20 protein-coding genes are annotated in these 20,287 nt (G+C 50.7%); 8 read left to right on the top strand and 12 right to left on the bottom strand.

Annotation, left to right across the window (positions count from 1 at the left end):
* Nucleotides 1–98: 98 nt before the first annotated feature.
* From OLM33_00330 to OLM33_00320, 3 genes are all read left to right on the top strand, one after another.
* Complete coding sequence (locus tag OLM33_00330) at nucleotides 99–2,918, top strand: molybdopterin-dependent oxidoreductase (GenBank protein MCW1712119.1); 2,820 nt, start codon at nucleotides 99–101, stop codon at nucleotides 2,916–2,918.
* Nucleotides 2,919–3,003: 85 nt separating this feature from the next.
* Entirely contained in the window at nucleotides 3,004–3,423 is a 420-nt protein-coding gene (locus tag OLM33_00325; protein ID MCW1712118.1) for a cupin domain-containing protein, read from the top strand.
* A 1-nt stretch (nucleotide 3,424) separates the two neighbouring features.
* Complete coding sequence (locus tag OLM33_00320) at nucleotides 3,425–4,579, top strand: pyridoxal phosphate-dependent aminotransferase (protein MCW1712117.1); 1,155 nt, start codon at nucleotides 3,425–3,427, stop codon at nucleotides 4,577–4,579.
* A 173-nt stretch (nucleotides 4,580–4,752) separates the two neighbouring features.
* On the opposite strand, the gene OLM33_00315 is transcribed toward OLM33_00320, so the two are convergent.
* The 5 genes from OLM33_00315 to OLM33_00295 form a co-directional block, all read right to left on the bottom strand.
* Nucleotides 4,753–4,881, bottom strand: coding sequence for a hypothetical protein (locus OLM33_00315; GenBank protein ID MCW1712116.1), 129 nt, complete (start codon nucleotides 4,879–4,881; stop codon nucleotides 4,753–4,755).
* Nucleotides 4,882–4,981: 100 nt separating this feature from the next.
* On the bottom strand, nucleotides 4,982–5,473 hold the full coding sequence (gene gpt, locus OLM33_00310) for a xanthine phosphoribosyltransferase (GenBank protein MCW1712115.1): 492 nt from the start codon (nucleotides 5,471–5,473) through the stop codon (nucleotides 4,982–4,984).
* Between the two features lie 88 nt (nucleotides 5,474–5,561).
* The gene (locus OLM33_00305) at nucleotides 5,562–6,353 is read right to left on the bottom strand and encodes a carbon-nitrogen family hydrolase (GenBank protein ID MCW1712114.1); all 792 of its coding nucleotides are present in this window, start codon (nucleotides 6,351–6,353) and stop codon (nucleotides 5,562–5,564) included.
* A gap of 81 nt (nucleotides 6,354–6,434) precedes the next feature.
* Nucleotides 6,435–6,689 (bottom strand): hypothetical protein, encoded by a 255-nt coding sequence (locus tag OLM33_00300; protein ID MCW1712113.1) that lies wholly within the window; start codon nucleotides 6,687–6,689, stop codon nucleotides 6,435–6,437.
* Nucleotides 6,679–7,557 carry an MBL fold metallo-hydrolase gene (locus tag OLM33_00295; GenBank protein MCW1712112.1) on the bottom strand — a complete coding sequence of 293 codons (879 nt, stop codon included), beginning with the start codon at nucleotides 7,555–7,557 and terminating at the stop codon, nucleotides 6,679–6,681. The genes OLM33_00300 and OLM33_00295 overlap by 11 nt, the downstream gene beginning before the upstream one ends.
* Before the next feature lie 122 nt (nucleotides 7,558–7,679).
* On the opposite strand from OLM33_00295, the gene OLM33_00290 reads away from it, so the two are divergent.
* Nucleotides 7,680–8,624: an AEC family transporter gene (locus OLM33_00290; protein ID MCW1712111.1), complete on the top strand. Its 945-nt coding sequence runs from the start codon at nucleotides 7,680–7,682 to the stop codon at nucleotides 8,622–8,624.
* 44 nt (nucleotides 8,625–8,668) lie between these two features.
* On the opposite strand, the gene OLM33_00285 is transcribed toward OLM33_00290, so the two are convergent.
* From OLM33_00285 to pepF, 4 genes are all read right to left on the bottom strand, one after another.
* Nucleotides 8,669–10,273 (bottom strand): DUF853 domain-containing protein, encoded by a 1,605-nt coding sequence (locus OLM33_00285; GenBank protein ID MCW1712110.1) that lies wholly within the window; start codon nucleotides 10,271–10,273, stop codon nucleotides 8,669–8,671.
* A gap of 312 nt (nucleotides 10,274–10,585) precedes the next feature.
* Nucleotides 10,586–11,548, bottom strand: coding sequence for a carbamate kinase (gene arcC / locus OLM33_00280; protein ID MCW1712109.1), 963 nt, complete (start codon nucleotides 11,546–11,548; stop codon nucleotides 10,586–10,588).
* Between the two features lie 93 nt (nucleotides 11,549–11,641).
* Nucleotides 11,642–12,250 carry a LysE family transporter gene (locus tag OLM33_00275; GenBank protein MCW1712108.1) on the bottom strand — a complete coding sequence of 203 codons (609 nt, stop codon included), beginning with the start codon at nucleotides 12,248–12,250 and terminating at the stop codon, nucleotides 11,642–11,644.
* 20 nt (nucleotides 12,251–12,270) lie between these two features.
* Nucleotides 12,271–14,109 (bottom strand): oligoendopeptidase F, encoded by a 1,839-nt coding sequence (pepF, locus tag OLM33_00270; GenBank protein ID MCW1712107.1) that lies wholly within the window; start codon nucleotides 14,107–14,109, stop codon nucleotides 12,271–12,273.
* A 216-nt stretch (nucleotides 14,110–14,325) separates the two neighbouring features.
* On the opposite strand from pepF, the gene OLM33_00265 reads away from it, so the two are divergent.
* Together OLM33_00265 and OLM33_00260 are read left to right on the top strand one after the other, a co-directional pair.
* Entirely contained in the window at nucleotides 14,326–15,501 is a 1,176-nt protein-coding gene (locus OLM33_00265; protein MCW1712106.1) for a pyridoxal phosphate-dependent aminotransferase, read from the top strand.
* 50 nt (nucleotides 15,502–15,551) lie between these two features.
* Complete coding sequence (locus OLM33_00260) at nucleotides 15,552–16,331, top strand: fumarylacetoacetate hydrolase family protein (GenBank protein ID MCW1712105.1); 780 nt, start codon at nucleotides 15,552–15,554, stop codon at nucleotides 16,329–16,331.
* A 61-nt stretch (nucleotides 16,332–16,392) separates the two neighbouring features.
* Here the strand turns inward: OLM33_00260 and OLM33_00255 are convergent, their stop codons facing one another.
* Nucleotides 16,393–17,034 carry a DUF502 domain-containing protein gene (locus OLM33_00255; GenBank protein ID MCW1712104.1) on the bottom strand — a complete coding sequence of 214 codons (642 nt, stop codon included), beginning with the start codon at nucleotides 17,032–17,034 and terminating at the stop codon, nucleotides 16,393–16,395.
* Between the two features lie 48 nt (nucleotides 17,035–17,082).
* Here OLM33_00255 and OLM33_00250 point away from each other — a divergent pair, with 48 nt between their 5' ends.
* Nucleotides 17,083–17,721, top strand: a complete 639-nt coding sequence (locus OLM33_00250) for a 1-acyl-sn-glycerol-3-phosphate acyltransferase (GenBank protein ID MCW1712103.1) — start codon at nucleotides 17,083–17,085, stop codon at nucleotides 17,719–17,721.
* Complete coding sequence (locus OLM33_00245; GenBank protein MCW1712102.1) at nucleotides 17,690–18,115, top strand: YbaN family protein; 426 nt, start codon at nucleotides 17,690–17,692, stop codon at nucleotides 18,113–18,115. Before OLM33_00250 ends, OLM33_00245 begins: the two co-directional genes overlap by 32 nt.
* A gap of 35 nt (nucleotides 18,116–18,150) precedes the next feature.
* Here OLM33_00245 and OLM33_00240 read toward each other — a convergent pair whose 3' ends face one another.
* Both OLM33_00240 and OLM33_00235 read right to left on the bottom strand, forming a co-directional pair.
* Nucleotides 18,151–19,437 carry a radical SAM protein gene (locus OLM33_00240; GenBank protein MCW1712101.1) on the bottom strand — a complete coding sequence of 429 codons (1,287 nt, stop codon included), beginning with the start codon at nucleotides 19,435–19,437 and terminating at the stop codon, nucleotides 18,151–18,153.
* Between the two features lie 53 nt (nucleotides 19,438–19,490).
* A complete protein-coding gene (locus OLM33_00235; protein MCW1712100.1) occupies nucleotides 19,491–20,021 on the bottom strand; it encodes a prepilin-type N-terminal cleavage/methylation domain-containing protein in 531 nt (176 codons plus the stop codon).
* Nucleotides 20,022–20,287: the final 266 nt, after the last annotated feature.

Raw genomic sequence — 20,287 nt, 5'->3', positions numbered from 1 at the left:
CGTCTCTTGTTTTCATGCGGCGTCATGAAAAGATACCGCTTTTGGTGTTTATGCCTGTTTTAAATAAGTTCCGGCAACGGAGAGAGGAGATGTAACAAGTGACAGAAGCAAACTACCACGTAAAGAACATAACCATCAACGGTGTGCCGAGGAGGATCATCGGTAAACCGGAGGTCTCCCTGCTGACAGTCATCCGGGACCAGCTCAAGATGACCGGCACCAAGAGGGGCTGCGACCACGGACAGTGCGGGGTCTGCAACGTAATAATGGACGGCAAGGTCGTTCGTTCCTGCATCACGAAGTGGAAGAACGTTCCCGAGTACGCGCAGATAACGACCATCGAGGGCATCGGAACTCCTGAAAACCTCCACGCCCTCCAGTGGGCATTCATAGTCTGCGGAGCCATACAGTGCGGATTCTGCACCCCCGGATTCATTACAGCCGGCAAAGCCCTTCTTGACAGCAACCCCGCCCCGACAAGGGAAGAGGTCCGCGATTGGTACAGCAAAAACTGGATGGCCTGCCGCTGCACAGGTTACGTTCAGGTCGTCGACGCCGTCATGAAGGCGGCCGCGATACTCAGGGGAGAAGAGAAGATAGAGGACCTGGCGAAGATGTACAAACCCGGCGACTCCATCTGGAATTCAAAATATCCCCGCCCGAGCGCTGTCTACAAAGCGACCGGACTCTGGGACTTCGGCGACGATGACAGGCTCAAGCTTCCGGAAGAGTTCCTCTTTGCATATCCCTTTGCGCTTGAAGGAGTCCGCCACGCCAAGGTCAACAAGATCGATATATCCGAAGCGGAAAAGATGCCAGGAGTATACAAGGTCGTCACCTACAAGGATGTCAGGGCGAACAAGGGCACCAACAGGATCAGGGGCCAGGTCGGATGTCCCTCTGTGACGACAGACGGATGGGAACGCCGCATAATGGTCGAAGAGGGCGACAAGATCCGCCAGTGGGGCGAGTGCGTCGCCATAGTCTGCGCAGACACCGAGACAAATGCCCGCGCTGCGGCCGACAAGATCAAAGTAGACTATGAGCCTCTTCCTGAACTCATCGACATATACCAGGCGAAAGCAGCGGACGCAGTAAAGGTCTACGATGAGATCGACGGCATAGACGGCATGCCCAACGCCTTCAACAAGCGCATGTTCACGAAGGGCGCGGATCCCAAAGAAGACCTCGACAATGCTCCTTACGTCGTTGAGGACGAATTCTACAGCTCACGCCAGCCCCACATGGTCCTTGAGACCGACTGCGGCTACGCCTACTATGACGAGGAAGGGCGCGTCACCCTCGCCACCAAATCAATATGCGTATACAGGCACCAGATGATGATAGCGCGCGGCGTAGGGGTTGCTCCGTCGAAGATCAGGGTCATCCAGAACAACATGGGAGCCTCCTTCGGATACAAGGTAGCTCCGACCAACGAACCCTACCTTGCGATAGCCCTCGTTGCGTGCCAGCGTCCTGTCTACATGCGCATCAACATGAAGGAACACAACATCCGCACTCCCAAGAGATCACCCTTCCTTATGCATATCCGGGTCGGTGCCGACAAGAGCGGTAAGCTTCTTGGAGCAGAACAGACATGGTGGGTCGATCACGGTCCATACAGCGAATCATCCAACGACCTCACCAACAAGGGCGGCCAGTTCTTCTTCTCGCCATACGCCTACGCCAACATGAGGGCTACCGGCTACACCTGCTTCAGCAACCACCGCTGGAGCGCGGCATTCCGCGCCTACGGGGCGCCCCAGACCTACTGGGGATGTGAGACTGCGATGGACATGCTTGCTGAAAAATGCGGGATAGACCCCTTCGATTTCAGAGAGATGAACCTCATGCAGTGGGAAAAGGGCACGACTGACCCACTCGGCATAATGCCCTCAGGCTATGCTCCCGAAGTCTTCCCGCTTCCCGAGATGATGAAAAAGGCCCGCCCCTACTATGAAGAGATGAAAAAAGAGGCGGCCGCCAAGAGCAGCGGTAAGGTCAAGTTCGGAGTCGGAGTCTCCATAGGCATATACAACTCCAACGACGACGGAGCTGACGATGCTGCCAGCAACATCGAGCTCACGAAAGACGGAGTCATCGTCTACAACACATGGGAAGACCACGGTCAGGGAGCTGACATCGGATGCCTCGGCACCGCACATGAAGCACTTAAGCCTCTGGACCTCAGGCCGGAGCAGATCAAGATGGTCCTCAGCGACACCGCAAAGGCCCCCAACAGCGGAGCGGCCGCTGCAAGCCGTTCCCAGGTAATGGTAGGAAACGCAATAGTTGACAGCTGTAAAAAGCTTCTCGATGCCATGCGCAAAGCCGACGGCACATACAGGACATATGATGAAATGATCGCAGAGAACATCCCCGTCTTCTACGAAGGCTACACACAGGCACAGGTCATCAACGAAAAGGGCGAGCTTGAAGTCTGCTCGGGCAACGACAAAGACACCGGCATAGGCAAGCCCTTCGGCTTCCACATGTTCGGAGTCAACCTGGCGATGGTATCCGTAGACACAGAGACAGGCAAGGCCCGCTGCGAAAAGTTCGTTCTCGTGGGTGATGTAGGAGTCATCAACAACTACCTCGTAGTCGACGGACAGCAGTACGGAGGCATAGCCCAGGGCATAGGGCTCGCTCTTACGGAGGACTTCCTTGACGAGAGCAAGTACAACAACTTTGTGACTATGGGTCTTCCCTACATCAAGGATGTTCCCGACGACATCAGGCTGGTACACGTTGAGACACCGCGTCCCCTTGGTCCCTTCGGAGCTTCCGGAACAGGCGAGATGCCCCTTGCGGCGCCGCACGTCGCGGTATGCAACGCGATAAAGAGCGCCTGCGGAGTCAGGATCAAGGCCATACCGGCTACACCCGACAAGATACTGGCAGGCCTTAAGAAATAGCGCGCATCCTTCCATAAATCAATTAAAATATCGTGAGGGGCTGACCATTCGCCCCTCACTACATTATGAAAGGAGGAATGACCCTATGTCCGGACAGGAAAAGAACTTTGGAAGCATATACGACCTTCCTCTGCAGAACGCCTCAGCGCTGGCGCCGGAGATCGAGAAGAGGACAGTGTACGGTCCCGGAGACAGATTCTGGAAAGGCTGGGTGATGCGCCACTTCATACTCCCGGCCCATAAAAGCATCCCCGAACACTCCCATGACTGGGACCACCTTATGTACACCGTAAGCGGGGACGGCTATGTCGAAGTCGAGGGCGAACGGTATGACATGAAGACGGGATACTGGACCCGCATACCGGGCGGAAAGAAGCACGTCTACCATAACGACGCGGAAATCCCGCTGGAATTTTTCTGTATAGTCCCTACACACGGCGACCCCCATGCAAAGAAGACAAGCATGCGGTCCGAACGCGCGGCGAAAAAAGCCGAAGGCCAGTGAATTGAAAAGATTCCTTTCGGTGAAGTGCAGGGATATCAGGCCCTCTCTGATGATGAAAATGGCAGCTATGGCAGAGGGGATCGAAGGCTGCATAGACCTGACCCTGGGTGAGCCGGATATCTCCACTCCCGAAACTATATGCCTTGCCCTTTATGATGCTGCAAAAAGGGGCGAGACTCACTACGTCCCCGGCATGGGTATCCCCGGACTCCGCATTGCCATATCGGGTTACTGGAAGAGAAGATACGGCATGGACTATTCCCCCGAAGAGATATTGGTTACGACCGGCGGAAGCCAGGCTTCACATCTTGCAATGCAGGCATGCCTTGATCCCGGCGATGAAGTGATCATCCTCGAACCCTTCTTCACCTTTTATGAACAGCAGGTCCTTCAGGCAGGAGGAGTGCCCGTATACTGCATGAGCGGGGTCGAAAACGCCTTTCTTCCAGACCCCGAAAAGATAGAGGCCGGCATAAGCAAAAAGACGAAAGCGATCATAATAAACTCTCCCTGCAACCCGACGGGAGCGGTCTTCCCAGTTGAACTGCTGGATGATATTGCAGGTATAGCCTCAAGGCATGACCTGCTTGTGATATCCGACGAACTTTACGAGGCATTCGTATATGGCGTCCCTCATGTCCCCTTCGCATCGCTTCCAAGAATGAAGGAGAGGACGATCACAATAGGCGGCATGTCGAAGAGCTATGCCATGACAGGTTGGCGCATAGGCTATGCGATGGGATCACCGGCCATACTTAAGGCGATGCAGGTGACCGGGGTGCCTCAGACCATAAGCGTGAACACGATGGTCCAGAAGGCATCGGAATTTGCCCTCAACAACTGTGATGACGCGGTAGGTGAAATAACATCGCTTTTCAAAAAACGGGTGAAATTCGCATATGAAAAGTTCAAGGACTTGCCCGGAATAAATACTGCGGAGCCCAAAGGGAGCTTCTATCTCTTCCTTGACGTTTCAGGAGCGGGCATGGACGGAGAAGAGTTTGCCGACAGGGCACTTAGGGAAGCAAAAGTTGTCACTATACCCGGGGCCTCTTTCGGACCCGGCTGCGGGAATTACGTCAGGATAGCATGTACAGTGTCTGAAGAGATGCTTGAAGAGGCATCACAAAGGATACTAAAAATACTTTTAAAGTAAGATATACAGGGGAAAAAGAAAGGTTTTGGATCTTTGGGGGACTGTGCCCCACGGCACCGGTTCAGAGGTTTGATGCTCATTAAAGAGGCTGTATCCTTCTGAACCTGTGCTGAAAAAACTTCTTTCAAATGCGTTTGTCAAAAAACTCAGATGACGTGGTGCGTTTCCTGGAACTATGCTGACCTTCTCATGATCATGGCCCGCTCAACAGGCAGTCCGTTTTCTATTTTGACTGCTTCAAAGCGTCCTTCCGGTGTCATCCAGTACGGCATGCCGGAAATGTATACCAATTTGTCGCTCATTATCCCACCTCCTTTTACAAAAAGTAAACAACCTGTTGATTATACAGGTTGTTTCTCATCTGTCAAATCCATTATAAGCGGCGCAAGAGGGAAAGAGCTCTTACATGTCTATGATGGGCGGTATAAATGCAGCGGATGTCTCCGTATCCCAAGGGAAGAGCACCCATGTATCCTGGCTGACTTCCGTGATGAACGTATCTACGAGAGGCCTTCCCTCAGGCTTGGCATAGACCGTTGCAAAATGGGCCCCTATGAACATGTCCCTTACTATCTTTGCAGTTTTGCCGGTGTCAACAAGGTCGTCGATCAGGAGCCAGGTCTCGTTTACCCCGGCAAGGTCCGGGCGTTTCAGTATATTTGCCGCGCCCTGCTCCTTTATTGTGTAACTTGATATGCATATCGTATCAACAAGGTGTATGTCGAGCTCCCTGGCTATTATGGCAGCGGGAACAAGACCCCCCCTTGCTACGGTTATTATCCTGCTCCAGTCCTTCCTCTTGTCGAGCAGTTTCCAGGAGAGGGCTCTGCAGTCCCTGTGCAGCTGCTCCCACGATACCGGGTAATTTTTATTGTAACGGTCGGAAGTTTTCATCTTATTACTCTCCCTGTAATAGAATTATTTGCCGGAGATTGTACATTCATAACACCCGGCTGTCTACGGCCCGTTAAGGCCTCCAGGGTCAATAGAGTTCCGGTCTTCTCATGTCGAAGACCCGCAGGAAATCCCTTGCCTTTTTCACCTTTGAAGTGTCGATCTCAACGAAGACGAATTCTTCAGTCATGCCCCCCTGATAAAGTACCTCGCCCCATGGGTCCACAACCATGGAATGTCCTCCGAAGAGGGTCCCGTTTGTTGTTCCCACCCTGTTGCATGCCGCGACGAACATCATGTTTTCGACAGCCCTCGCCTGAATGAGCGTGCACCAGTGGTCGATACGTGATGCCGGCCACTCTGCGGAGAAAAGCTGGAGTTCGGCGCCCTCTGTTGCATAGAGCCTTGTCAGCTCGGGGAAACGTAGGTCATAACATATCGCAAGGGAAGCGGGAATGTCCCCGATATCGAACCTGACCTTCTTCTCTCCCGGAAGCAGGTACTTCTCCTCGTCCATCAGCGGTATCAGGTGGATCTTGTCATAATATGTCCTGTAATTGCCCGAAGGGTCTATGACCATTGCCCTGTTTGCAGCTCCCTTTTCTGTAAGGGCAAGCACCGAACCGCCCGTAAACCAACATTCGTGCCTGACGGCAAGTTTTCCGAGGAACTCAGCGGCCTGTGATGCATCCCTGTCCCCAAATTTATCTGAATCTTCGATCACATAACCGACGTCCCAGATCTCAGGCAGGATCACTGCGGTGGGGATGTCAGATCCGATCCATTTTGAGTCCAGCGTCTTTTCCACCTTTTCATAGTTGGCCCTTCTGTCTCCAGGTACGATTTCCATCTGTACAATGGCTATACGGAGTGATGACATTACAGTGACCCTCCTTCAGTCGTCGTTATTTGGCGCTGAGTATATACTTGACCTAAACTTTAATCAAAAGATCAAAAGAATTCAATACCTCGTGATCTCATTTGGCGCATCAGCCCGTTTTCCAAGTTTTTTGAGAAGCCCGGCCACCGATCTCCCGGAAGATCTCCTGAGCCTTTCCGATCTTTGCAGAGTCATGATCAGCAGGTCCCCCTCGGACGTTCCTTTTGGCAGAATACCGAGCGGCAGGGTCACATAGACCCTCTTTCTTCCGACCAGGAGTGCGCATATATCACCGTCGACCGCATCTACGAAGATCCTTGATCTCTTAACTGCCATTTTTCCCTGCCTCCCTCTCCCGGGGCCACGTTATTCTTTCTCCGTCAGAGACTATCCTGAAGGTGCCGCCCTTTGTGTCCAGCCTTTTTATCCCCAAAGCCGAAACCGCGCTTACTACCTCCCTGTGGGGGTAACCGTATGAATTGTTCCTTCCGTAACTGAGTATTATTAAACGGGGACTGACCTCTTTGAGAAGGTTCATGTCAGTTCCGTTGCTGCTGCCGTGGTGAGATGCTTTCAACACTGCTGCCCTGGGAAGAGGCCTTACAGTTGAGCGCTGTTCCCTCTCCATGTCGGCCAACATCAGAAAACCTGTGCTGCCGTATTTAATATTCAGCACCAGACAGTTGTTGTTTGCGTCCCGCTTGGTTCCTCTGATAAGCCGGGTAGGGGCCAGTACCTCTATCAGAACGTTGCCCATCTTTTCGGAATGGCCTCTTTTTGGTCTCCCGAAGGGGATGTTCTTTTTTTGTATCGTGCTGTAAAAATTTTTCTGGAGAGGTGATCCGTGGATGAATCCCGAATCCCATACCTTGCCTATGCGAAAATTGGAGAGCACCTTCCTCATTCCGCCTATATGGTCTGAGTGAGGATGGGTGGCGACCAGGAGATCTATCTTTTTTACATTCAGTCTTTTTAACTCCCGGACCAGTTTTTTCCCCGACTCTTCGGGTCCCGCGTCGATAAGTATAGTTTCACCGTCCGGAAGGATGAAGAGGAAAGAATCGCCCTGTCCTACATCGAACGCGTATAAGCGCATACCGCCGACAGTTCTTTCTGTCTCGGGCCTGCCGACCCACGATGCCAAGACAGGCAGGACCACGGCGAGAATAAAGAGCAGGATAAATATTTTTTTGTGTTTTTTCATTAAAATGCCTAAGTTCAAATCGTCTCTCCCAACAGATTTTATTTGAAGCTCTCATAATTTTACCAAAGGGTGCGATGAGGTTATAATCGTCTGGACGCTCTTTCAGTGAAAGGATGCAGGCAATGTTTGGTTTTGTCCTGGTTTTGCCCCTTATGCTCATAATTATAACCGGTAATTTTCTGAGATCGCGGGGATTTTATAACGAAAACGACATCAAGACCCTTACAAAGACCCTTTACTGGGTGATACTCCCTCCGCTCCTGATCAGGACCACGTTCACATCAGGCAGTGAGGTCTTTGCTCAGCTGGATCTTTTGATAGGCCTTACCCTGGCATACATCATTACCATAGCGGCAGCGGCTGCGGGAGCCGTCTTTTTATATCACAGGAACAACCGGGAGCGCATTGCGGTATCGGTTTTTTCTTCGATAAGGGCAAACAACATATATCTGGGTTTTCCGGTAATAATGCTGGCCATGGGAGAGGCCGGCCTCAGGGATGCATCGATATACATAGCCGTCAGCACCGTGACCTTTCAGATATTGTCGATAATGTCGGGAGAAATGGCGCTTTACGGCAAACCGGACATGTCCGGCATCCGTGAAATGCTTAAAAGGCTTGTCATAAACCCCCTGATAATATCCTGCGTACTTGGGATCGGCCTCGCAGTGGCAGGACTGAGCTCACTCCCGCTGGTAATTGACGAAACTATGAAGCTCATGGGGAGCGCTGCGACTGCCATAGCCCTGCTCGCACTGGGAGGGACTCTCGATCTCTCCAGAATAAGCAGCATTTTTAAAATGATAAGGAGAACATGGCAGGACTGCCTGATAAAGCTTGTTGTCCATCCCCTTATACTTTGGGGGCTGCTTCTTGCCCTTTCCGTTCCGGGACCCCTTCTTAAGGTGACGGTGATGCTTTCTTCTATGCCATCCGCAGTCAACTGCTTCATAATGGCCAAGGAAATGAACATGGACTCCGATTACGCAGCCGATCTGGTGGCCTCTACGACTGTACTTGGGATCATTACCATTCCTATTTGGGCGAACCTGCTGCAGATAATATAAAAAGCAGGGGGCCGCTGGCGGCCCCCTGCAAAATTATGCCTTCTCTATTTTTTGGTGAGCATTCCCAGTATCCCCCGTATGAACTGCCGTCCTACCTCGCGTCCCACGGTGTTCATCGCCGTGTCTGCCAGGTGCTCGATCGGGGTCTTGTACTTGCTTTTTGTGGTCGTTCCGTAGAAGGTCTTCCTTACTGCCTGCTCCTGCTTTATCCTTTCCTTCTCGGTCCGCTCGAATTCCTTCTGCTGCCTGATGCGTTCCTTCTCTTCGAGGGCCTGAAGTTCCCTCTCTTCCTTAGCGTGTTCCTTATCTTCCTTTATCTGCCTGATGCGGGCTTCTTCCTCTTCCCTTTCCGCCTGTTCCCTCTTAACTTTCATCGAAAGGTATTCATATGCTGATTCCCTGTCAACAAGGACATCATATTTCGGTCCGATCTCACTCAGCGCGAGCACTTCTTTCCTTATCCCGTCGTCTATTATGCCCATCTGGCTTTGCGGAGGAAGTATGAAGGCCCTTTCAACGACGCTCGGGCTTCCGTCCTCGGCGAGAAATGAGACAAGTGCCTCTCCTGTCCCAAGCTGGGTAATAGCCTCACCTGTGTCAAATGCGGGATTCGGACGGAAAGTATCTGCCGCAGCCCTTACGACCTTCTGTTCCGCGGGTGAGTATGCGCGGAGGGCATGCTGTACTCTGTTGCCAAGCTGTGAAAGTATGGTGTCGGGAATGTCCTTTGGACTCTGGGTAATGAAGTAGACTCCAACGCCCTTAGATCTTATCAGCCTCACGACCTGCTCTATCTTCTGCAGTAGGACCTTCGGAGCTTCGTTGAAAAGAAGGTGGGCTTCGTCGAAGAAGAAGACCATCCGCGGTTTTTTCAGGTCGCCCATTTCAGGCAGTGTCTCAAAGAGTTCTGAAAGCAGCCATAATAAGAAAGTGGAATAAAGGGCGGGCGAGTGGAAAAGATCCACGCAGTGGAGGATATTTATGTATCCTCTTCCGTCGTGTCCGGTCCTCATCCAGTCTGTTATTTCAAGTTCCGGCTCTCCGAAGAACTGGTCTCCCCCCTGATCCTCAAGTGAGAGGATAGCCCTCTGTATTGCGCCCACGCTTGCGGCGGCGATATTGCCGTAATCTATGGTAAAGCTCTTTGCGTTGTTTGCCACATAACTGAGCATCGCCTTAAGGTCTTTTAGGTCGAGCAGGAGAAGGCCCCTGTCGTCCGCGACCCGGAAGACGATATTCAGGACCCCCGACTGTGTATCGTTGAGGCCCAGCAGCCGGGCAAGAAGAAGCGGTCCCATCTCTGAGACGGTGGTCCGGACCGGGTGCCCGTTTTTTCCAAAGACGTCCCAGAAACGCGTAGGGTAGTCCTTGTATGTGAAGTTCGCTTCGGCGAGTCCGAATCTCTGTATGCGCTTCTGCATCCCTTCGCTGTCGATCCCGGGGCGGCACATTCCCGCCAGGTCCCCCTTTATGTCCGCGAGGAAGACCGGGACTCCGAGGTCGCTGAAGGATTCTGCCATGACCTTCAGGGTGATCGTCTTTCCCGTACCTGTTGCCCCTGAAATGAGGCCGTGGCGGTTCGCCATTTTCGGAAGAAGATAAATGGGATCCTCTGCCTTTGCTATCCACAGTTTTTCGTTGGCGTACATATCATTTCCTCCCCGGAAGGTATTCTTTTTAGGATCTTATTCCATATCATTATTAAATCACAATAACGGCTTATTTGTAGTAAATATATTTATAGGATAAGGATACTAAAAATTAAAAAATTGAGAGAGCCCGTCGGAGGATCAAGAAACGGATCTTCCCGGTAATTTTTTTGTCATTTTAAAAAGAAGGGGAAAAAGCAGGCAGCCGACAGCCTGCGCCTTCCCGTAAAGTAGAACAGCAGACCCTAAGTTAAGTTTCTCAGGATCTGCCGTTATTTTTGAACTGAAGGAGCAAATGACGTACTCTTTTGCTTATGCCATCGTTATGACAGTTCCCTCTTTGCCATCGAGTGCTTCTACTGCTTTGTAGAGCGAGGTGATGATCGCTTTCTTGCCCGGGAACCTTCTCGCAAACTTGATCGCTGCCATTACTTTCGGAAGCATGCTTCCGGGAGCAAAATGACCCTCTTCGATGTATTTGATCGCCTCTGCGACAGTTACATGCGACAAATCCCGCTGGTTTGGTTTTTTGAAGTTGAGGCTTATCTTGTCAACTTCCGTAAGAATGAGAAGGATATCTGTCTCCATATCTTCGGCGAGTCTCTCGGCAGCAAGGTCCTTGTCTATCACTGCCGGAACCCCGGTCAGAGATCCGTCCATATTCTCGATAACGGGTATACCGCCGCCTCCGGCTGTTATTACTATTGTTGAATCCCAGAGGCGTTTGACGGAATCTATCTCGGCTATCCTCTTTGGAGTCGGCGATGCCACTACTCTGCGCCAGCCTCTGCCCGCATCCTCTTTCACAGTGTAACCCTTTTCTTTGGCTATCTTTTTTGCTTCTTCTTCTGTGTAGAACGGGCCAATCGGTTTAGTCGGATTCTGGAAAGCCTTGTCATGTTCATCCACTATTACCTGTGTGACCAACGTTACTACCGGAACGTTGCGGTTCCTGTTCCTGAGTGCATCTCTGAGGCACTGCTGGATCTGGTAGCCTATGTAGCCCTGGCTCATTGCGCCGCAGACGTCAAAGGGCATTGCCGGAAGCTTGGGATTTATCTTTTCCGCTGTTTCCTGGGAAAGTGTGATATTGCCCACTTGGGGGCCGTTTCCGTGGACAACTGCCATCTCATAGCCTTTACAGCTTATGTCAGCAAGATACTCGCAGGTCTTTTTTACAACTGCCAGCTGGGCCTCTGCTGTAGGAGGGCTCCCTGCTTCCTGCAAAGCGTTTCCGCCCAGAGCCACAACCACTTTTGTGAATTGTGAGGACATTGATCGAACACACCCCTTGGATTTCAGATTTGTCCCAATATTATAAACTAATCATCCAAGGCAGTTCAATATATTTTTTTGTTATGCCCTTTCCTACTTAATAAATTCTGCGATCCCGGAAACCGAGAAGGCGCACCAGGCCAGAAGGGCTCCCATTATCAGCGAGATCAGGCGGCCCTGCTTCGAGAAGAAGCGTCCCTGAAGGTCTCCGAAGAGAGACCAGATGGTGAAAGCCACGGCGCAGTTGAGCGTAAGAAAGAGGCCACAGAGCAGGAATATGAGTTTTGAGTCGGTCCATGGGGCGATGAAGCTCGACATGGCAGTGAAACCAAAGAGAATGACTTTCGGGTTTATAAACTGGAGGGTGAACCCGTCCCTTATACCCGGAACTTTTTCCTGCTCAATGTTTCCTTTTGACGATGCCGCAGCCTTTGGAAAGGCTATCTTCCAGGCAAGCCAGAAGAGGTATGCCGCACCGATCGATCTGAGCCATGGGAGTACCCTGGGGATGTAAGCCCCGATAAAGAGGTTGCCTAGGGCGTTCAGTATCATTACGGCGAAGAGGCCTACGGTCATGCCTGCCATCAGAGGTATCGTTTTCCTGAATCCAAAGAGGCGGGCCGTATTCATCGCTAAAATGATATTGGGCCCGGGCGTATAACAGGCCGCCAAAACAAAAGAGAGAAATGGGATCCACTGCATATCCTGACCACTGACAGCTGCTAAAGCAGCTTTTCCATTTCGTCCAGGGTTTTGGTAAATACCCGCACTACCTCTTTTATCGGTTTCGGAGAGCTCATATCCACCCCGGCATTTTTCAAAAGTTCGATCGGATAGTCCGAGCCTCCCATTGAGAGGAATTCAAGGTATCTGTCCCTTGCCGGCGCACCCTTTTTTAGTATCAGCTGCGCCAGGGCAGTTGCTGCCGAGAAGCCGGTCGCGTACTGATAAACATAGAATGGATTGTAAAAATGGGGTATCCTTGCCCATTCCATTTTAAGTGGCTCATCAATGACGATATCCGGTCCGTAATATTTTCTGTTAAGCTCATACCAGAGAGCCTGAAGCCCATCCGGAGTGGTATCTCCGCCCTCTGCCGCGCGCTTGTGCACCTCGCGTTCAAAAGAGGCGAACATAGTCTGCCTGTAGACGGTGGTCCTGATGTTCTCAAGGCGGCGGTTGAGCAGATAAAGCCGTTTTTTCTTATCCTTCGTCTCAGCTATCAGGTCGTCGAGGAAGAGGACCTCGTTTGTAGTCGAAGCTACCTCTGCCGTGAAGATGCAGTAATCAGAAGTCGGATAGGGCTGCTTCTTCCTTGAATAGTAGCTGTGCATGGAGTGCCCCATCTCATGGACAAGGGTCGAGACATCATTGAGGTTGTTTGTGTAGTTCATCATTATGTATGGATGTGTTGCGTAACTGCCCCACGAGTAAGCGCCGCTGCGTTTGCCCCTGTTGGGGAAGACATCGGTCCAGCCGCTTTCCAGTCCTTTTTTGACAATTGAAAGGTATTCATCACCCAGAGGCCTCAGAGCCCTGAACATCATTTCTTTTGCTTCGCTCCAGGATATCGCTTTAAAAGGGTCTTTCACGAGTGGAGTATATAAGTCGTACATATGCAGCTCTTTGACCCTCAGCACCTTTTTTCTCACTTCAAGGTATCTGTGGAGCGGTGCCAGGCTGGATTCAAGGGTCTCCACAAGCTTGCTGTATACGGAGACAGGAATGTTGTCGCTGTCAAGCGCGGCATCAAGGGGTGAGGAATATTTTCGTGCCTCGGCGTAAAACTTTGATGCTTTAAGCATTCCGTCAAAAGTCGCGCCGAGAGTGTTTTTCATTTCGCAGTATGGCTTGTAGAGCGACTCAAAAGCCGATTTCCTCACTGAGCGATTGCGTGAGCGGAGGTAAGAGACGGCCCTCTCTTCGGACATCTCAACTTTTTCTCCCTTTTCGTTTATTATTGATCCAAATTTCATGTCTGCATTCGTGAGCATTGAGAATACGTTGTCTGAAGTCCCTGCCATGTCTCCTGTCTTGGCAAGGAGAGCCTCCTCCGACTGTGAAAGCACATGTTCTTTCTGACGAAGAAGTTCTTTGAGGCTGAAGGAATAATCTTTGAGGGATGGCTCAGCGATAAATTCTCTTAACTTCTCTTCCGGCATTGAAAGTATCTCTGGAGTAATGAAGCTTGAGACAGCGGACATTTCAACGGCCAGTGACGATACTCTGTTTACCGGCCCCTGATATTTTGAATCCCCGGTATCCTCGTGGCTTTTCATGTTGGCGTAGACGATAAGTTTGCCCAGAGTCACGGAAATTTCATCCCTGAGCTTGAAGCATTCAAGCATGATCTTCTCAGATCCATCCAGTCTGCCCTTATAGGCCGCGATCTCGGGAAGGCGCTTTTTAACAGATTTATAGTCTTTTTCCCATTTGGAGTCGTCAGGGTATATATCTTCAAGCTTCCATTTAAAACGGTCCGGCACCTCGTCTCTTTTTGGAAGCAGCGAGCCTCCTCCAAGCTCTATTTCAATGTTTTTATCATCGTTGATGTCACTCATTAAGATCCACCCCTTTATCTCCTGCTGAACTATTGTCTTGTTTAAAAGGATAATATGCAAGCTTTTTCTGTCGTGCGTGAGAGTACTAAAAGCTATAGAATTATGGTACTCTTGTCATCATAACAGCTTTTCCAAAGATCCGGCCTTAAAGACGCTTTCTGAGTTGCCCTGGCAGATCTTTTGCTGATCATTCAGTTTCTTCGGGAGGTCATGTATTTGAAATATGATTTTGGAGTTCATATGGAAAGACGGGGTACCAACTGCGAGAAATGGGATCTTCTGGAAGAGGAGTTCGGCAGGAAAGATCTTCTGGCGCTCTGGGTCGCAGACATGGATTTCCCGGCTCCCCCGGAAGTTTTGGAGGCTCTCCATAAAAAGATCGACGAGGGTGCGCTTGGGTACCCGATAGCTCCGGACTCACTCGTTAACGCCGTCACTGAATGGCAGAGGATCCGGCACGGATGGGATGTAGGGAAAGATGCTGTGACCTGGGCGCCGGGAGTTGTAGCCGGCCTTGCCTTTTCCCTTATGGCATACACGAAGCCCGGTGACGGGGTGATCATACAGACCCCGGTCTATCCTCCCTTCTATGCAACAATAAGCGAAGCCGGCAGAAGGGTCGTCAAAAATCCTCTAAAGCGCGAAGAGGGCCGGTATGTAATGGACCTCGAAGGACTTGAAAAGCTGGTCACCCCCACATGCAGGACGCTGATATTGTGCAGTCCCCACAACCCTGTAGCGAGGGTCTGGACTAAAAAAGAACTTGAAGCACTGTCCGAGCTGGCAGTCCGTAAAGATATGCTCATAATTTCTGACGAGATCCACCAGGACTTGGTCTACAGCGACGCGAAGCACATAAGCATAGCATCCCTTTCGGAGGAGATGGCCTCGCGCACAGTCACGTTCGTTGCTCCCAGCAAGACATTCAACATCGCGGGCATGAATTCATCGGTCGCGCTTATACCCGATGAAAAATTGATGGCCCGTTATGTATCCGTTATGAACAGACTGCACCTCGGATCACTGAGCATACTTGGGCTCACTGCGATGGAGACGGCCTATTCAAAGTGCTCCTGCTGGCTCGATGAGCTAATGGCATACCTTGAAGGGAACAGGGACTTCACAGAAAAATTTGTGAGGGAGAGACTGCCGAAGGCCAGGATGGACCACCCCGAGGGGACATACGTTTTCTGGATAGATTTCAGGGGATATGGATTCGACTCCGGGACCCTGATGGAATTTCTCGTGAACAATGCGAAAGTTGCCCTCAACAACGGAAGGAACTTTGGGATCGAGGGCGACGGATTCGCAAGGATAAACATTGGGACAAACCGAGCTATGCTCAAAGAGGCGCTCGAAAATATCGCAGGAGCGCTTGAGGCAAGGTCTTAAACGATAAACAAAGATTTGACACATATAAATCAACAGGGAGGAAAATTTTAATGGCAAAAAAAGAGCCGCCCGTCCGTTACTGCCGATTCTGGGTGGATGGCAGGACATATTCGGGCAAGATCCGTGACAATTCTGTCGATATCGTTGAGGGAGACCCCTTTACAGGTCTTTCTCCCATAAGGCTCAGCTACCCGATAGAGAGGGTGAAGTTTCTGCCTCCTTTCATGCCTAAAAAGATCTGGTGCGTAGGCAGGAACTATCTGGGGCATGTAAAGGAGCTCAACAATGACGTGCCTAAGGAGCCCCTCATATTCATGAAATCTGTCTCAGCCATAATAGGGGCCAACGATTTTATCAGGATCCCTGAATGGGCGGGAAGGATAGACTACGAGGGCGAACTTGCGGTAGTCATAGGCAAGGCGGGACACAACATCAGTGAAGAGGATGCTTTCAGCCATGTTCTTGGTTACTCGATAATGAACGACGTGACCGCAAGAGAACTGCAGAAATCAGACGGACAGTGGACACGGGCCAAGAGTTTCGATACCTTTGCACCCTTTGGCCCCTCTGTCCTGATAGCGGACGAGATGCCTCAGGAAGCGGTGATACGCACGACCCTCAACGGCAAGACGGTACAGGAAGCCTCATTCTCACAGATGATCTTTCCCCTGCCAAAGCTGATCTCACACATCAGCAGATTTGCGACCCTTGAGCCCGGCGACGTGATCGCAAGCGGGACCCCGCAGGGTGTGGGGCCGATGAAAGTCGGAGACCTGGTCGAGGTGAGCATAGACGGCATCGGGAGCCTCAGGAACATCTGCGCCAGCTGAGCGAAGGCAGTACCTGGATGAATATCAACGTGGTGTGCCATAATGGTACGCCACGTTGTTTTCAGGATTTCATGCCGAGCGATATTATTTTTGTGAAGGCCTTTTCAGGCGTCATATCTACAAATTTGACCCTTTCCTCGGGGAAAAACAGGACAAGGCCTGTTGTCGGGTTGGGAGAGGTGGGAACAAATACAGTGACAGTAGAACTTCCGTCCTCCTCAGTCTCCTTTTTCGTGACAAAGCCTATCATGTAGCCCTCCCCGCAGGGTACCCTCGCCGTTCCGAGATATCCTCTCTCGCCTGCTCCGGTCGTGAAGGTCTGGACCATATCCTGGAAAGTCGAATACCAGCCGCCGACTACCGGGATCTTTGAGATGACCTGATCGACAAAATTCAGGAACCACTTCTCTTTTCTCCTAAGCTTTCTGCCGGTGTAGATCAGCATTATCACTATGATCATCGTAGCTGCGACCGTAGTCTCCACCGACTCCGTAAGCCCGAAGATCATTCTGCCAAGGGCCTTGAAAAGCAGTATGAGGTAATAAAAGATGAACACGAATACTGCCAGTGGGATGAACGCGATACATCCGAGGAAAAAATCTTTGGCTACCCTTCCCAGCTTTGACCCGGCAGCGGTCTCTCTGTCCTTTGGTTCTTTATTGCTCTCCATCGTGATCACTCCAAGACTTGTCAATTTGCTCATTTCTGGGATATCCTTAGCTCAGATGCAGCCAACGGGAGGAATCCTTAAATGTTATACCAGTTGACAAGGTTTATAGTCTCAATATATTTTACCCTTTATCACCGCCTTTCGGTCAGCGGGAAAGAGAAAATACCCAAAGACATACCCGTAATAGTTGCGTCGAACCATGCAAGTTACCTGGATCCCCCGCTGGTCGGCTATACCTTCTGTCCACGGGTGCTCAAATTCGTTGCATGGGAAAAGCTTTTCAAGTTCCCTCTTTTCGGAGCATATCTGAGGAGAATGGGAGCAGTTCCTGTCACGCCTGAGGATAAAAACAGCTCTGCAGCTCTCCTTAGGATGATCATGGGATTCATACATGACGGATACAGCGTCTACATTTGCCCCGAGGGACACAGAACAGAGGATGGTACGCTCCAGCCCCTTGAAGGCGGGGTCGCCATTCTTTCGCTCAAGACCGGAGCGCCTGTTGTGCCTGCATGGGCCGGAGGCACTTTCAGAGCAATGTCTCCCCACATGAAATATCCCCGTCCGAGAAAGCTCTATGTGGTTTACGGAGATCCCATCTTCCCTTCACAGATACCTCAGGAGCTGAATGATAAGGAAAAACGTAAATTCATTCTTGATAAAATAGAAGAATTTTTCGTGGCAATGGATGCAAAAGACAGAGAAAAATATCCCAGATAGCAGAGAATCGGACAGAATAAAGAAGGCGCTTCTGATCACTGCAGGAGTTTTCTCACTGGTGCTTGGAGGCATCGGAGTCTTCCTCCCGCTTCTTCCGACAACGCCATTTGTGCTGCTTGCAGCCGGATGTTTCGCAGGGAGCAGCCCTGATATGCACAGGTGGCTCTGCAGGTCGCGCTTTTTCGGAGAGTATATAGAGAATTATCGGACAAACGCAGGAGTCAGCAAGTCAGTAAAAATCAGGGCGATCCTTTTCCTTTGGGCAGGTCTCGGTTTGTCCGCGGCAGCTGTGCATAAGCCGCTTGTCCGGATAATTTTGGCTGTAGTCGGGGTTTGTGTAAGCACTCATCTGGTCATGATGAAGACAAAAGTTGAGAACGAGGAGATCTGTTGACCGGAATAAAGGTCCGGGTGTCGACGAACATCAGTTTATTTTCGTGCCAGGTCTTTCAGTTCCTGGAGTTCCTCAGGGGAGATATTCCCGGAGATCCATGACGAGTATACGGAATTGTTTTGGAGAAGCGGTTCATTTCTGAGCTCAGGTAACTTTTCGGCGGCCTTTTCAAATGAGGGAGTCCCTGGTATCGGCGAAAATTCGGCCAATTTTGGCTTTCCCCCCGCAGCGTGTACAAAGTCTATGGTATCCTTCACCGAAACAATGTCCTGTCCCGGAAGTCCGAGAAGGATATATGTCTCGCAGTCATTGCGTGAATAACCTGCATCAAGAAGATGCCCCACAGCTTTTATGTACTCCTCTCTTGCCACCTTGCCCGAACCCGCCCCCGCAATTTTGGGGTCGATGCTTTCAAGCGAGAGTCTGATGGTCCTGAATCCGGCCCCCTTAAGCGTCATTGCGCACTCTTCATCTATCTCCCTTACATGGAGCCCATTGGGAGTATGGAAAGAGAGGTCATCCTCATATCTTGACCTCAGTTCACGACAGAGGGGGTAAAAATACTTCTCCTTATCCAACAGCAGAGCATCGTCGTAAAATGCGAAATCTTTGACCCCAAGGGAGACCTGATAATCTGTCTCACAGAGAACGGAAAGAGCAGATCGCCTCAGATATTCTGGCCAAAGGAGGCGGGAGGCGCAGTAACTGCATGAGAGAGGACACCCGAAGGACGTCATCGTGACGCCGTAAGGGAGCTTATCATAAAGGTCCATTGCCGGGTATGGAGTGTCCGGGATCCAGTGGCCGGTGACTATGCGGTCTGCTCCAAGTTCCTTTGCATGTTCGGGGCAGAGTTTGGAATAAGTGCCTCCAAGTATTACCGGGACCTCCGGCAATTCTTTTTTAAGGATCGAAATGGTCCATTTTAGTCCGCCGTACCAGTAAGTCATGGCTGAAGTGAGAAATACTGCATCGGGCCTTGGGATCTCAGCCAGTCTTTCTTTTACACGCTCTTCGGATAGTCCGAACCGGTGGTATTTTCTTTTGATACCGCTGTACACAGGGGGCTTTTCGATTTCCTCGCAGCCGATCTTCTCGCGTCCGAAGGATCTTTTGCCGACAGCGGCCTCATGTATGCAGTCGAGCAGACATACCTCATTGCCGTTTATCCTCATCCTCTCAAGAAGATAGAGGAGACCGGCGGGCTTTGACCACAGATCGAAAAAGGCGAAGTCCTCAACAGGGGGGTTGATCCCCAGTATCCTTCGCCCTTTCATCGATAATATCTCTTTGAAGTCCATCTCAGTTGTGATCGTTCTCAAGACCTCTCACAGGCATATGTTTAGTGTCATACGGGAAGCGGTACGCAAAAAGGTTATTTGCTGATTATTGTAATAACTGCTTCATGCCCGGCTTGGTAGGGTGAAGCGACTACACCTTCCAGAGTCAAATTTGGCATATCGGCAAGATCTCCTCCGTAAAGAGACGATTCTTTTGATTTTTTCTCAAGTACTTTTCTTACCCCCGGATCAAGTTTGGAAACATCGGCAGCTGCATAAACGGTGGAGTCTTGTTTTCCTTGCATTGCTACCAAAATATAGCCGTCTCCTTGCTTTGTGAGATCACTGTACTTTGAGGGTAGAGCTTTACCATAAGAATCGTGGTAGGCTTCTCCGGCATAAAACCATCTTGGCCAGCTCCTGTTATCCGCCCAGTACATGAGCGCCGCGGCTTTCATGTTCCTGAGGTCCGATATGATCCTTGCGGCCTTTGCGGAGTCAGTCGCAGATCCCGCCGACATGAGCATCATACCTGCAAGTATTCCTATGATCATCACTGCTATAAGGAGTTCCACAAGGGTAAAGGCCCTCTTTTTTGAAAATACTCCAAGTTTTTCTCGTGGCATTCCCTTAAGCCTCCCCTTAGCTCTTTTCACTCCCCAAGATATTATATGCCTCATATATCCAAGTCAACCTATGCGACATTCCTGACCTATATCATTATGAAACAATTAAACAAGTGGTCCGACCACCAGGAACGCCAAATTTAAATTTTTAAAATAAACAATAATTGTAGTGGTTACTGATTTTACTCCTGCTCCGGCAGAGATACTCACTATTTCCCCTTTGGTCTGAACCAGTGCGGATCCGCCGCCGGTGCCAATATGCGCGG

This window comes from Synergistaceae bacterium DZ-S4, from assembly GCA_025943965.1.
GTDB lineage: Bacteria > Synergistota > Synergistia > Synergistales > Synergistaceae > Caenicola > Caenicola nitritireducens.
The sequence above is the reverse complement of the archived record's forward strand: the minus strand, read 5'-3'. Positions and strand labels throughout refer to the sequence as shown.

What these genes read in the sequence shown, in the direction of transcription:
- OLM33_00325 (MCW1712118.1), top strand. Translation starts at nt 3,004, where the DNA reads ATGTCCGGACAGGAAAAGAACTTTGGAAGCATATACGACCTTCCTCTG.
- OLM33_00245 (MCW1712102.1), top strand. Translation starts at nt 17,690, where the DNA reads ATGCAAAAGACAGAGAAAAATATCCCAGATAGCAGAGAATCGGACAGA.
- gpt (MCW1712115.1), bottom strand. Translation starts at nt 5,473, where the DNA reads ATGAAAACTTCCGACCGTTACAATAAAAATTACCCGGTATCGTGGGAG.
- OLM33_00260 (MCW1712105.1), top strand. Translation starts at nt 15,552, where the DNA reads ATGGCAAAAAAAGAGCCGCCCGTCCGTTACTGCCGATTCTGGGTGGAT.
- OLM33_00290 (MCW1712111.1), top strand. Translation starts at nt 7,680, where the DNA reads ATGTTTGGTTTTGTCCTGGTTTTGCCCCTTATGCTCATAATTATAACC.
- arcC (MCW1712109.1), bottom strand. Translation starts at nt 11,548, where the DNA reads ATGTCCTCACAATTCACAAAAGTGGTTGTGGCTCTGGGCGGAAACGCT.
- OLM33_00300 (MCW1712113.1), bottom strand. Translation starts at nt 6,689, where the DNA reads ATGGCAGTTAAGAGATCAAGGATCTTCGTAGATGCGGTCGACGGTGAT.
- OLM33_00285 (MCW1712110.1), bottom strand. Translation starts at nt 10,273, where the DNA reads ATGTACGCCAACGAAAAACTGTGGATAGCAAAGGCAGAGGATCCCATT.
- pepF (MCW1712107.1), bottom strand. Translation starts at nt 14,109, where the DNA reads ATGAGTGACATCAACGATGATAAAAACATTGAAATAGAGCTTGGAGGA.
- OLM33_00275 (MCW1712108.1), bottom strand. Translation starts at nt 12,250, where the DNA reads ATGCAGTGGATCCCATTTCTCTCTTTTGTTTTGGCGGCCTGTTATACG.
- OLM33_00295 (MCW1712112.1), bottom strand. Translation starts at nt 7,557, where the DNA reads ATGAAAAAACACAAAAAAATATTTATCCTGCTCTTTATTCTCGCCGTG.
- OLM33_00315 (MCW1712116.1), bottom strand. Translation starts at nt 4,881, where the DNA reads ATGAGCGACAAATTGGTATACATTTCCGGCATGCCGTACTGGATGACA.
- OLM33_00235 (MCW1712100.1), bottom strand. Translation starts at nt 20,021, where the DNA reads ATGCCACGAGAAAAACTTGGAGTATTTTCAAAAAAGAGGGCCTTTACC.
- OLM33_00305 (MCW1712114.1), bottom strand. Translation starts at nt 6,353, where the DNA reads ATGTCATCACTCCGTATAGCCATTGTACAGATGGAAATCGTACCTGGA.
- OLM33_00250 (MCW1712103.1), top strand. Translation starts at nt 17,083, where the DNA reads ATGTTATACCAGTTGACAAGGTTTATAGTCTCAATATATTTTACCCTT.
- OLM33_00255 (MCW1712104.1), bottom strand. Translation starts at nt 17,034, where the DNA reads ATGAGCAAATTGACAAGTCTTGGAGTGATCACGATGGAGAGCAATAAA.